General features: G+C 72.0%; 10 protein-coding genes. 6 read left to right on the forward strand and 4 right to left on the reverse strand.

Annotated features, from left to right (window positions below; all coding sequences use genetic code 11):
• Positions 1-47 precede the first annotated feature (47 nt).
• Positions 48-1,631, reverse strand: coding sequence for an FMN-binding glutamate synthase family protein (locus OHA86_RS17670; RefSeq protein WP_329182449.1), 1,584 nt, complete (start codon positions 1,629-1,631; stop codon positions 48-50).
• A gap of 130 nt (positions 1,632-1,761) precedes the next feature.
• On the opposite strand from OHA86_RS17670, the gene OHA86_RS17675 reads away from it, so the two are divergent.
• The 3 genes from OHA86_RS17675 to OHA86_RS17685 all read left to right on the forward strand — a co-directional run bounded on the left by OHA86_RS17675 (position 1,762) and on the right by OHA86_RS17685 (position 5,431).
• Positions 1,762-3,294 (forward strand): MFS transporter, encoded by a 1,533-nt coding sequence (locus OHA86_RS17675; protein WP_329176535.1) that lies wholly within the window; start codon positions 1,762-1,764, stop codon positions 3,292-3,294.
• A 212-nt stretch (positions 3,295-3,506) separates the two neighbouring features.
• Positions 3,507-4,142: a hemerythrin domain-containing protein gene (locus OHA86_RS17680; protein ID WP_329176537.1), complete on the forward strand. Its 636-nt coding sequence runs from the start codon at positions 3,507-3,509 to the stop codon at positions 4,140-4,142.
• Positions 4,143-4,294: 152 nt separating this feature from the next.
• Complete coding sequence (locus OHA86_RS17685) at positions 4,295-5,431, forward strand: ScyD/ScyE family protein (RefSeq protein WP_329176539.1); 1,137 nt, start codon at positions 4,295-4,297, stop codon at positions 5,429-5,431.
• 62 nt (positions 5,432-5,493) lie between these two features.
• Here the strand turns inward: OHA86_RS17685 and OHA86_RS17690 are convergent, their stop codons facing one another.
• Positions 5,494-6,516, reverse strand: a complete 1,023-nt coding sequence (locus OHA86_RS17690) for a DUF4331 family protein (RefSeq protein WP_329176541.1) — start codon at positions 6,514-6,516, stop codon at positions 5,494-5,496.
• A gap of 347 nt (positions 6,517-6,863) precedes the next feature.
• Between OHA86_RS17690 and OHA86_RS17695 the strand changes: the two genes are divergently transcribed.
• The 3 genes from OHA86_RS17695 to OHA86_RS17705 are packed head-to-tail and all read left to right on the forward strand — an operon-like array spanning position 6,864 to position 9,857.
• Positions 6,864-8,129, forward strand: a complete 1,266-nt coding sequence (locus OHA86_RS17695; RefSeq protein ID WP_329176543.1) for an ABC transporter substrate-binding protein — start codon at positions 6,864-6,866, stop codon at positions 8,127-8,129.
• A gap of 56 nt (positions 8,130-8,185) precedes the next feature.
• Positions 8,186-9,019, forward strand: coding sequence for a carbohydrate ABC transporter permease (locus OHA86_RS17700; protein ID WP_329182450.1), 834 nt, complete (start codon positions 8,186-8,188; stop codon positions 9,017-9,019).
• Between the two features lies 1 nt (position 9,020).
• Positions 9,021-9,857: a carbohydrate ABC transporter permease gene (locus tag OHA86_RS17705; protein ID WP_329176545.1), complete on the forward strand. Its 837-nt coding sequence runs from the start codon at positions 9,021-9,023 to the stop codon at positions 9,855-9,857.
• A gap of 71 nt (positions 9,858-9,928) precedes the next feature.
• Here the strand turns inward: OHA86_RS17705 and OHA86_RS17710 are convergent, their stop codons facing one another.
• Both OHA86_RS17710 and OHA86_RS17715 read right to left on the reverse strand, forming a co-directional pair.
• Positions 9,929-11,083, reverse strand: a complete 1,155-nt coding sequence (locus OHA86_RS17710) for a glycoside hydrolase family 3 N-terminal domain-containing protein (RefSeq protein WP_329176548.1) — start codon at positions 11,081-11,083, stop codon at positions 9,929-9,931.
• A gap of 122 nt (positions 11,084-11,205) precedes the next feature.
• The gene (locus tag OHA86_RS17715) at positions 11,206-12,045 is read right to left on the reverse strand and encodes a lysozyme (RefSeq protein ID WP_329176549.1); all 840 of its coding nucleotides are present in this window, start codon (positions 12,043-12,045) and stop codon (positions 11,206-11,208) included.
• Between the last annotated feature and the right edge of the window lie 123 nt (positions 12,046-12,168).

Below are 12,168 nucleotides of genomic sequence, written 5' to 3' on the forward strand. Positions count from 1 at the left end.
GTCCGAGCCGCGCGCCCGCCCTGCCCGTAACGCCCCGCCCGTACCGCTCAGACGGCGAAGCGGTCGGGGTCGGCGGCCGCCCAGTCGGCCGCCCACGACTCGGGGGGCTCGGCCAGCAGCTGGCCGGGGGCCAGCCAGTCGTACAGCTCGTCGTAGGAGCGCACGGTCTGCGGGTCGGTACGCCGGCGCAGCATGTGCGGGCGCAGGTCGGCGGGGTCGGTGACGCCCATGGCCGCCATGATCTGCAGGGCGCTGGCCACGGTCGCCTCCTGGAGGCGCCGGACCCGCTCGGTCTTGTCCCCGACGTCCAGGGCGCGGGCCCTGCGGGGGTCCTGGGTGGTGACGCCGGACGGGCAGGTGTTGGTGTGGCAGCGCTGGGCCTGGATGCAGCCGACGGCGAACATCATGGCGCGGGCCGCGTTGCCGTAGTCGGCGCCCTGGGCCAGCCGCTTGACCAGGTCGCTCCCGGTGGCGATCTTGCCGCTGGCGCCGATCCTGACCCGGTCCCGCAGGCCGGCGCCGACCAGCGCGTTGTGCACGGTGATCAGGCCCTCGGTGAGCGGTGTCCCGATGTTGTCGGCGAATTCCAGCGGGGCCGCGCCCGTACCGCCCTCCGCGCCGTCCACGATGATGAAGTCGGGCGCCGTGCCTTCCTCGATCATCGCCTTGCAGACCGCGAGGAACTGGCCCCGCGAGCCCACGCAGAGCTTGAAGCCGGCCGGCTTGCCGCCGGACAGCTCCCGCATCCGGGCGATGAAGCGGACGAGTTCCCGGGGCGTGGAGAACACCCGGTGGTAGGGCGGCGAGACCACGGTCCGCCCCTCGGGGACGCCGCGGACCCCGGCGATCTCCGCGTTGACCTTCGCGCCCGGCAGCACTCCGCCGATACCGGGCTTGGCACCCTGGGAGAGCTTGAGCGAGACGCACTTGACGTTCGGGTGGGCCGCCTTGTCGGCGAATTTCCCCGGGTCGAAGTCACCGTCCCCGGTGCGGCAGCCGAAGTAGCCGGTGCCGACCTCCCAGACCAGGTCGCCGCCCGGCCGCAGGTGGTAGTCGGACATACCGCCCTCGCCGGTGTCGTGCGCGAAGCCGCCGGCCGCGGCGCCGCCGTTGAGGGCGAGGATCGCGTTCGAGGACAGCGAGCCGAAGCTCATCGCCGACACGTTGAGCAGCGCCATGTCGTACGGCCGCGTGCAGTCCGGGCCGCCGATCCGCACCCGCGGCGGCTGCTCGGGGACCGGCCGCGGCGCCATCGAGGGCACCAGGAATTCGTGGCCGGCCAGATACACGTCCCGCTCGGTGCCGTACGGCTCCTCCGCGTCGGTGCCCTTGGCCCGCTCGTACACGATGCTGCGCACGTCCCGGTCGAACGGCCGCCCGTCGAAGTTCCGCTCGATGAAGTACTGCTGCAGTTCGGGGCGGATCCTCTCCAGCAGGAAGCGGGCGTGCCCGATGACCGGGTAGTTGCGCAGCACCGAATGCCGCCGCTGCGCCAGGTCCCACACCCCCAGCAGCCCCAGCGCCGCCAGCGGCACCGCCCCGGTCCACCACCACGGCGAGAGTTCCAGCGCGGCGCCCACCGCCGCCACGGCCGCCAGCACCGCTGCGGCGACCCAACCGATTCGTATCACCACCGGCGTCTGTCCCGGCCGGCCGCTTCCATGTCCGGACTGCCGGGTCCGGCCCCGATGTCACATTCGAACCACCGGCCCTGTCATACGAACGAGGCTCACGTCCGTTCGACGTCACAAGGAGACGATCATGGCAGCACAGAGCGCAGACTCCCCGGCCCGGCCGGACCCGGGGGCCGCCGGGCCGGAGAAGAACCCGAAGCGGTGGTGGGTCCTCGCCGTCATCTGCGTCGCCCAGCTCATGGTGGTCCTCGACGCGACCGTGATGAACCTGGCGCTCCCGTCGGCCCAGGAGGCGCTGGACTTCTCGAACGCCGACCGGCAGTGGGTCGTGACCGCGTACGCGCTGTCCTTCGGCAGTCTGCTGCTCTTCTGCGGGCGGCTGGCCGACTTGATCGGCCACAAGATCACCTTCCTCGTCGGCGTGGTCGGCTTCGCGGGCGCCTCGGCGATCGGCGGCGCCTCGGTCAACTTCACGATGCTGGTGACGGCGCGCGCCGGCCAGGGCGTCTTCGCGGCCCTGCTGGCACCGGCCGCCCTGGCGCTGCTGGCCACGACCTTCACCGACCCCAAGGAGCGCGGCAGGGCCTTCGGCGCCTACGGCGGGGTCGCGGCCAGCGGCGCGGGCCTCGGGCTGATCATCGGCGGCGCCCTGACCTCAGGACTGTCCTGGCGCTGGTGCATGTACGTCAACCTGGTCTTCGCCGCCTTCGCGGTGATCGGGGCCGCGCTGCCGATGGGCGGCAAGAAGGCCAGGACGCTGGGCGCCCGGCTGGACATACCCGGCGTGATCGCGGTGTCCAGCGGGATGTTCTGCCTGGTCTACGGCTTCTCCAACGCCGGCACGCACAGCTGGCACGCCACCTCCACCTGGGGCTTCCTGGCCGCCGCCGTCGTCCTGCTGGTCCTCTTCGCCATCTGGCAGACCCGCGCCGAGCGGCCGCTGCTGCCGCCCCGGATCGTGCTCGACCGCAACCGCGGCGGCGCCTACCTGACCATGCTGGTCCTCGGCAGCGGCATGTTCGGCCTGTTCCTCTTCCTCATCTACTACATGCAGACCACCCTGGGGTACTCGGCGATCAAATCGGGCACCGCCCTGCTGCCGATGGTGCTGGCCACCATCGTGGGCTCCGGTGTGGGCAACGTCGTGGTGATGCCCAAGTACGGCCCCCGGTGGCTGGCCTGCACCGGTTTGGCGCTCGGCGCCGGCGGCACGGCCTGGCTGACCCGGATCGGCACGGACTCCCCGTACGCCGGGGCGCTGCTCGGCCCGACGATGGTCATCGGCCTCGGCATAGGCCTCACCTTCGCCTCGACGCTCCAGACCGCCACCGCGCGCGTGGCGCCGCAGGAGGCGGGCATCGCCTCCGCCGGCCTCCAGGTCGGCCAGCAGCTCGGCGGTGCGATCGGCACGGCCCTGCTCAACACGATCGCGGCCACCGCCGTCACCGACTACCTGGACGACCACGCGAAGGGCAAGCCGACACCGGCGCTGCTCAAGCTCGCCGCGGTCCACGGCTATTCCACGGCCTTCTGGTGGTGCACCGGCATCTTCGCCTTCGGTGTCGTCTTCTGCACCGCGCTGCTGCGCTCCGGCCCGGTGTCCGCGCCCGAAGGCGGCGCCCCCGCGCCGTCCCCGCGGGCCGAAGCGGCCCGGGCCTGACGGGCGGGACGCCCCGCGCCCCGGCCGGCGCGGGGTGGACTCCCTCCCCGGTGCGCGGACCGCCCGGCGGCCGGCCGGGGGACCGCCGCCGGTCACACTTTTCCGCCGAGACCGGTCATAAGGGCGTGACCGCAGGTCCGTTCCGCGTGACACGAGTCAGATGCGAGTTACCACCCGGGTGTCCGGCATCCGGTCAGCGACACAGGAGAGCCATGAGCGGCAACGTCGACTTCACGCTGATGTACGCGATGCACAACGCCCTGCGGCGGGACGTGGCGCACATCGCGCGGATCACCGCCGGCACCGGTGACGACCCGCGGCGGATCCTCGGCAACACCGCCGGGTGGGAGCTGTTCAAGCGCGCCCTGCACATCCACCACACCGCCGAGGACGAGGCGCTGTGGCCGCAGATGACCGTCGCCCTGGCCGACCGGCCCGACGACCTGGCCGTGGTCGAGGCGATGGAGGCCGAGCACGCCGGGATCGACCCGCTGCTGGAGGCGATCGACCTGGCACTGGCCGACCGCGACCGCGGGCCGCAGCGCGTCGGCGACCTGACCGACGCGCTGGCCGGCACGCTGGGCAGGCACCTCACGCACGAGGAGACCGACACGCTGCCGCTGATCGAAACGAGCCTGACGGCGGAGCAGATCCAGAACTTCGGCACCGTCCACGCCGCCAAGGGCGGTCCGGACGGGCCGAGGATCACCCCCTGGATGCTGGACGGCCAGGACGACCGGATCGTCGCGGCCACGCTGGCGGTCCTGCCGCCGCCGCTGCGCACGGTGTACGAGAACCAGTGGCAGCCCGCGTACGCCTCCGTGGACTGGTGGAACTCCCGGGTCTGACGCTCCCCCGGCGGGCGACGCCCGCCGACCGCCTCTTTTTGCCAGGGCTCAAGGGCCGGCCCCGCGATGGCGCCGCCGGCCCCGTGCGCGCCGGGCCGGAAACGGCCCCCGCGCGGCCGCCGATCGAAAAAGTGTGAGGAGACGAGGCGCAGATGCGACCTCTCAAAACGCGTCGGATGATCGTGGCCGCCGCAGCCGCGGCGGCGTTCGCCGGCCTGAGCGCCGGCCCTTCGGGACCGGTGGCCCAGGCGGCGGACCACCCGGGGGAGCTGGCCGGCGACGCGCCGGTCACCGTCGTGGCGAGCGGCCTGAACGGGCCGCGCGGCCTGGTCTGGGGGCCGCACGGCCACCTGCTGGTCGGCGAGGCGGGATCCGTCCCCGCCGTGTGCGACAGCGCCGACCCGGTGACGAAGAACTGCTACGGCCTGACCGGCTCGATCGCGGACGTCTCGTCCGGCACGCCGGTCCGCATCCGCACCGGCCTGGCGTCGCTCCTCAACGGGGCGGAGATGATCGGCCCCGACAGCCTGGCGTACACCGGCGGCCGGCTGTACGCGCTGGAGCCGGCGTCACCGGAATTCGTCCCCGCCGGCCTGCCGGGCCTGACCCCGGCGGTCAGCGCGGTGCTGAAGAAGCAGTACGGAGCGCTGCTGGACGTCACCGGCCGGACCCCCGAGGTCGTCGGCAACCCCGGTGACTACGACTACCGGTGGGCGCCGACGCACGACGCCAACCCCTACGCGCTGGCGGTGAATCCGCGCGGCGGCTTCTACGTGGCGGACGGCGGCACGAACACGCTGGACTCGGTCGACCGGTCCGGCACCGTCCGTGTACTCGCCCCGATCCCCGCCACCCCGGCCGGCTCGAACGCCGTGCCCACCTGCGTCGACATCGGTCCCGACGGCGCGGTCTACGTCGGCGAACTCACCGGCGGCGGCAATTCGGGGACCGCGGCCAACGTGTACCGCTACGCGCCGCGTACCGGCAGGCTCACGGTCTGGCAGAGCGGCTTCAGCGCCATCAACGGCTGCGGCTTCGGCGCCAACGGCGACTTCTACGTGACCGAGTTCGACACGACCGGCTTCCTGCCCACCGCGGACCCCGTCGGTGACGTCGTCCAGATCGGCAAGGACGGCCGGCGCACCGTCCTCGGCGGGGGCAGGCTGTACGCTCCCGCGGGCTTCCTGGCGGCGCCCGACGGCTCCGTCTACGTGAGCAACTACTCGTCGATGTGGCCGTTCGGCGACACGACGTACGCGGACGCCGGCGAGGTCGTCAGGATCGGCTGAGCCCCGCCGGGCCGTCCGGTGCGGGCCGCCCCCGCACCGGTCGGCCCGGTCAGCGCCGGCGGTCAGACCGGTACGACGAAGGGGAAGTGCTCGGTCCGCTGGTCCTTGGCGACGGCGGGGGTGAGCCCGGAGGGGATGGCCGTGTTGGTGACCAGGGCGAGCATCGCCTCGGGCGCGTTGTCGGCCTGGGTGCGGCCGTTGCGGGCGGCGAAGCCGTAGCTGGCGGGGGTGCCGACCACGTAGGGCAGCACGTCGGGGAACAGCTGGCGCGCCACGGTCCGGCCGTAGCCCACGGGGTCGGCCGACGTCCCGGTGCCCGCGACCACCGCCGCCACCTGGTCGGCGACGACCTGCCCCGCGGAGGCCAGGTCCTCGGAGGGGTGCCGGGTGTTGGCGGGGTTGGAGAAGTCGGTGTCGCCCGGCCAGAAGATCGGCCACATCATCGGGTGCCCCGCGCGGTTGATCTGCCGCCACCCGCCGGCGTCGGTGGCCAGCTTGGTCGCGCACCACACTCCGATACGGGCGCCGGGCCGCAGCGTGGCGTGCGCGTGCGAGACCTCCAGCACGATCGTCTCGACGGAGGTGCCGGCGAAGCTGTTCCGCGCCTCCTGCGGGCGCCAGGCCGACAGGTCCACCGCCGTGCCCTTGGCCACCGCCCCGTTGACGAGGGCCAGCAGGGACAGGTCGATGTAGAAGGGGTCCGCGACCCGCCCGGCCCAGACGCGGGTGCCGCCCCCGCCGGTCGGCTCGCCGGTACGGCCCTCCAGGACCAGGTCGCCCTCGGCGGAGTCCTCGCGCGCCTCGTCGCCGGCCAGGGTGTGCAGCCGCAGGTCCTGGCGCCCGTCCGCGTCGGCCTCGCCGAAGGAGAACCGGTAGGTCAGGGTCTCGAAGCCGGCGCCGTCGAAGTGGACCTTGAACTCGTAGCGGGCTTCCGGGTGGAAGCCCGGCTCGGCGTAGACGCCGGTGATGTTCGAATTGACGTCGATGACGAGGACCGTGCTGTCCTCGCCGGAGAAGACGTACAGGTCGTCGATGTACAGCTGGCCGTTCTGGGCCGCCAGAGGAGTATCGAGGTGGTGGGACATGGATGGTCCGTTCGTGTCTCGGACGGGGTGTTCCGGGCGGGTGGAGCGGGACGCGGTCCTCCGTGCCGTCCCGCTCCGGCCCCCTGGCGGGCGGCGGGACGGGACACCACGACACTCACTGTGCCCCAGCCGTCACCACATCGCGACATCTCGGACATAACCGGCCGGGAAGCCCGCTGTCCGGCGGCGCGCCCGCGGCGGTCCCGGCACCTTCCCCGCCTGCTGACCTCGCGGTGCCGGCGGCCCCGCCATGTGCGCGCAACATTCCTGTCGTAATTCGCCTGCATGGTTGGTCGTTGGGCCGACGCGGAGATCGTCGGGATCCGCACGGACGAGGGGGATGCGCCATGACGTTCAGCCGCAGACAACTGCTCGGCACCGGGGGCAGCCTCGCGCTGACCGGCGCGCTGGCCGCCGCGTGCGGGTCGAACAGCGGGCGGGACGACGACGGCGGCAAGCCGGGCAGGGCCACCTTGCAGCAGTGGTACCACCAGTACGGTGAGGCGGGCACCGAGCAGGCCGTACGGCGGTACGCCGCCGCCTACACCGCGGCGGACGTGAAGGTGCAGTGGCGGCCGGGCGACTACGACCAGCAGACCGCGGCGGCGCTGCTGACCTCCTCGGGGCCCGACATCTTCGAGGGCAGCCCGACGCTGGACCAGATCCAGGGCGGCCAGGTGGTCGACGTCACCGACCTGGTGTCCGCGGTGAAGGACGACTTCAATCCGGCGGTGCTGACCCCGAAGACCTACGACGGCAGGATCTGGGGCATCCCCCAGGTCATCGACATGCAGCTGCTCTACTACCGCAAGAGCCTGCTCAGCGACGCCGACATCCAGCCGCCGACGACGCTGGACGAGCTGGTCGACGCGGCGAAGAAGCTCACCACCAAGAAGGTCAAGGGCCTCTTCCTCGGCAATGACGGCGGCGCGGGAGTGCTCGGCGGGACACCGCTGTACGCCGCCGGGCTGAGCCTGGTCACCGAGGACGGCAAGGTCGGCTTCGACGATCCGGCCGCCGCCCGTACGCTCGGCAAATTCCACCGGCTCTACGCCGACAAGTCGCTGCTGCTGGGCGCGCCGACCGACTGGTCCGACCCGTCGGCCTTCATCCAGGGGCTCACCGCGCTCCAGTGGTCCGGGCTGTGGGCGCTGCCCGCGGTCAAGAAGGCGCTGGGCGACGACTTCGGGGTGCTGCCCTTCCCCGCGGACGGCGCCGCGGGCAAGCCCACCGTGCCGGTCGGCGCGTACGGGGCGGCCGTCAACTCCCGCAGCAAACACCAGGCGGAGGCCAAGGCGTACATCAAGTGGCTGTGGGTCGACAAGACCGACTACCAGGAGGACTTCGCGCTCTCCTACGGCTTCCACATCCCGGCCCGGATCTCGCTGGCGAAGAAGGCGGCCAAGCTGCGGGAGGGCGCGGCGGCCGACGCCGTCTCCTACGCCACCGACCACGGCTACGCCCAGCCGCTGCTGTGGACGCCGGCCGGCCAGACCGCCTACCAGGACGCGCTGAGCCGCATCATCAAGGACGGCGCCAACCCCGACACCGAGCTGAAGGCGGTGGTCCGCACGACTGCTTCCGAGCTGCAGCGGGTGCGGAAGAAGCCGTGAGACACCGCACGCTGTGGTTCTGGGTCTTCGTCGGCCCGTTCGCCGCCGGGCTCGCGATGTTCACGTACGTACCGCTGCTGTGGAGCGTGTACCTGAGCTTCTTCGACGCGCACAACACGGTGTCCCCGCACCGGTTCGTCGGCCTGGACAACTACACGTCGATGCTGCGCGACCGGGCGTTCACCGACAGCCTGGGCACCTTCGGGCTGTTCGCGCTGTTCATCGTGCCCGCCACCTACGCCCTGTCGCTGGCCCTGGCGCTGATGGTCAACCGGCTGCGGTACTTGCAGGCCTTCTTCCGCTCGGTGTTCTTCCTGCCGGCCGCCTGCTCCTACGTGGTGGCCGCGATGATCTGGAAGCTGTCGATCTTCAACGGGGTGCGCTTCGGCCTGGCGAACACCGTGCTGGGCTGGTTCGGCGCCGACCAGACCGCGTGGCTGTCCACGACCCACCCGCCCTGGTACTGGCTGGTGATCGTGACCGTACGGCTGTGGCTGCAGGCCGGCTTCTACATGGTGCTCTTCCTCGCCGGCCTCCAGCGCATCCCGGCCCAGCTGTACGAGGCGGCGGCCGTGGACGGCGCGCGGCCCGGCTGGCAGGTCTTCCGGTACATCACCTTCCCGCAGCTGCGGGCCACGTCGGTGGCGGTGGCGCTGCTGCTGGTCATCAACGCCTTCCAGGCGTTCGACGAGTTCTACAACCTGCTCAGCGACTCGCGCGGCTATCCGCCGTACGCCCGGCCGCCGCTGGTCTACCTCTACAACATCGCGCTGGGCCGCGGGCAGAACCTGGGCGAGGGCAGCGCGGGAGCCGTCATCCTCGCGCTGATCATCGCGGTCGTCACCGTCGTCCAGGCCCGCTGGTTCGGACTCGGCAGGAGGGAGGACTGACGTGGAGAAGGCCCTGCTCGGATTCGGGCGCGCGGTGCGGCTGGTGCTGCTCGTCGTGCTCGCGCTGCTCTTCCTGATCCCCTTCTACCTGCTGGTGCGCAACGGCCTGTCCACCGAGCAGGACATCACCTCGCCGGACTGGACCTTCTTCCCCTCGCACCTGCGGTGGTCCAACGTCGGCGAGCTGTTCGACGACCCCGCGGTGCCGATGGCCCGCTCGCTGCTCAACTCGGGCCTGATCGCGGTCACCACGACCGTCGGCACCGTGCTGCTGGCCTCGCTCGCGGGCTACGGACTTGCGCGCATCCCGTACCGCTACGCGAACCAGGTCTTCTACGCGGTCCTCGGCACCCTGATGGTGCCGGCGGCCGTCACCTTCGTGCCGAGCTTCGTGCTGGTCTCCTCGCTCGGCTGGATCTCCACCATGCGCGGACTGATCGTCCCGACGATCTTCTCGGCCTTCGCCTGCTTCATCTTCCGGCAGTATTTCCTCGGCTTCCCTGGCGAGTTGGAGGACGCCGCGAAGGTCGACGGGCTGGGCTACTGGCGCACCTACTGGCGGATCGTCGTGCCCAACTCCAAGCCGGTCTTCGCGGCCGTCTCCACGATCGTCTTCATCGGCGCCTGGAACTCCTTCCTGTGGCCGCTGGTCATCGGCCAGGACAAGTCGGCGTGGACGGTCCAGGTCGCGCTGTCCACCTTCACCACCGCCCAGGTGGTCAACATCCACGAGCTGTTCGTGGCAGCGGCGGTCTCCATCCTGCCGCTGCTGCTGGTCTTCCTGCTGCTCCAGCGGCACATCGTTGCGGGCATCGAACGCTCCGGCATCGACGACTGAGCCCTCGGCCCGGCGCCGGGACCGGCTCCCGACCGCGCCACCGGCGCCGGTGCCCGGCATGGTCCGGCGCGCTAGAAGAGCCGGCCGCGCAGGGCGCCGATCCTGCCGAGCGCGGCGTTGGACGCCGCCTGGTCCAGGGTGCCGTTCTGCAGCGCGCCGGCCAGCGCGGAGACGACCGCCTTGCCGTGCGAGACATCGCCCGAGGCGTCGAGGATGACGTCCATGCCGGCCGCCGCGGCGGTGACCGCGTTCTGCCCGCTGGTCCCCAGGGCGCTCAGCGCGCCCGCCTCGATCGCGTCGGTGATGGTCACCCCGGTGAAGCCGAGCCGGCCGCGCAGTTCGCCCTGCACCACGGTCGGCGAGAGCCCCGCGGGGTGCGCGGCGTCCAGGTGGGAGTAGACGGCCCAGGAGACCATCACCAGGTCGACCCCGGCGGCGAGCGCGGCGGCGTACGGGGCTTCGTCGATGGCGCGCAGATCGGCCAGCGACGTCTTCAGGGTGACGGCCCGCAGGTCGGTGTTCTGCGCGGCGGTCGCGGGTCCCAGGCCGGGGAAGTGCTTGGCGGTGGCCGCGACGCCGGTCGCCTGCTGGGCAGTGATGAAGGACCGGCCGCACAGCGAGACCACGGCCGGGTCGGTGCTGTAGGACCGCTGGTACTGGTCCTCGAAGTCGCCGGCCGTGCGGTAGACGTCCAGCACCGGCGCCAGGTTGATGTTCAGGCCCGCGCCGCGCAGCAGATTGCCGGCGCCGGTGCCCGCGGAGGCCGCGGCGGCGGCCGGGTCGGCGGACGCGCCGATCTGCTTCGCGGACAGCACCGGGGCGCCGGGCAGCCGGCGTACCTGGCCGCCCTCCTGGTCGGTCATCAGGAGCAGCGGCGCGGGATTCGGGCTGCGCAGATTCGCCTGCCGCATCAGCTGGACGGCCGAGCCGATCTGGCTGAGGCTGCTGACGTTGTCGCCGAAGATGATGACGCCGGCCGCCTGGCCCGAGCTGATCTGGTCGAGCAGGCTCTGCGGGACGGTCGTTCCCGAGTACGAGAAGACGACCCGCTGCCCGGCCTGCTGCTGCGGGGTCAGCGCGGCGGGCCGGGCGAACGCGGCCGGCGCGGTGTGCGCGGGGCCGGGCCTGTGGCGGTCGCCGAGGCGGCCGGGCAGCCCGGCCGCGGCTATACCGGTGCCGGCCGCCAGGACGCTGCGTCGCGAGGGATGGGGTCCAGAGCCGACCATGTCGTGCCTCCTGGGGGTTGCTCGGGGCGAGCGGGCTGTACGGGGTCCGGCGGGTGCGCGGCGGCCGGCGTGGCCGCCGCGCACCCCCGGGGAGTGGCCTGTCGTACCGGCCGGAAGCCTGGTCAGCCGTTGGCCAGCGCCTGGACGCGGCTGAAGTCGCCGTTGAAGGCGTCCTGGTCGCCGGGGAAGATGCCGCTGTCGGCGTACTGCCAGATGGTCTGGTAGGGCCAGTTGTAGGGCATGGGGCCGGGGCTGCCGTTGTAGTTGGCGAGCACCAGCGGGTTGGTGGACGAGAAGTCCCCGGTGTTGCCGGTGCACTGGCTCCACCAGCTCGTCGCGGTGTAGATGGTCACCCAGCGGGTGGTCCTGGCGTGGTATTCGTTGCTGAACGACAGGATCCAGTTGACCATCGAGGCGGCGGACAGCCCGTAGCAGGTCGCCCCGTACGGGTTCCACTCGATGTCGAGCATGCCGGGCAGCGTCTTGCCGTCCTTCGACCAGCCGCCGCCGTGCGCGATGAAGTAGTCCGCCTGGGCGGCCCCCGAGGAGGTGTTGGGGGTCGCGAAGTGGTAGGCGCCGCGGACGAGTCCCGCGTTGTACGAGCCGTTGTACTGCTGGGTGAAGTACGGGTTCACGTACGTCGTGGACTCGGTGGCCTTGACGTAGGCGAAGCGGCCGCCGTTCGCGGCGACGGACGCCCAGTTGACGTTGCCCTGGTAGCCGCTGACGTCCAGCCCCGGCGCGCCGGCGACCGCGGGGTTGACGGTACGCCCGCCGCCGGACGCGGGCTGGTGCAGCGCGATCTGGGAGCCGGCCCAGTCCAGTTCGGGGTGGGTGATGAGGTTCTTGGTCGTGGTCGTGGGGGCGGCCGACGCCGGGACCGCGGTCGCGCCCAGGGCGGCGCAGGCCAGCGCCGCAGCGGCGACCAGAACTCGTTTCTTGGCGGGAGCATGCCAACTCACAATGTCCTCCGGGCGGGGAGCGTGATGCGGGTGGGGGGTGCGGGGCTTGCACGCCCAGAGTGGAGGAAACTTTCATCGCACACAAGGTGTGTGAAAAAAAGCACTACGTAGTTGGCCGACGGC

Origin of the sequence: Streptomyces sp. NBC_01477, assembly GCF_036227245.1 — a bacterium.
In the GTDB taxonomy this organism is placed as follows: Bacteria; Actinomycetota; Actinomycetes; order Streptomycetales; family Streptomycetaceae; genus Actinacidiphila.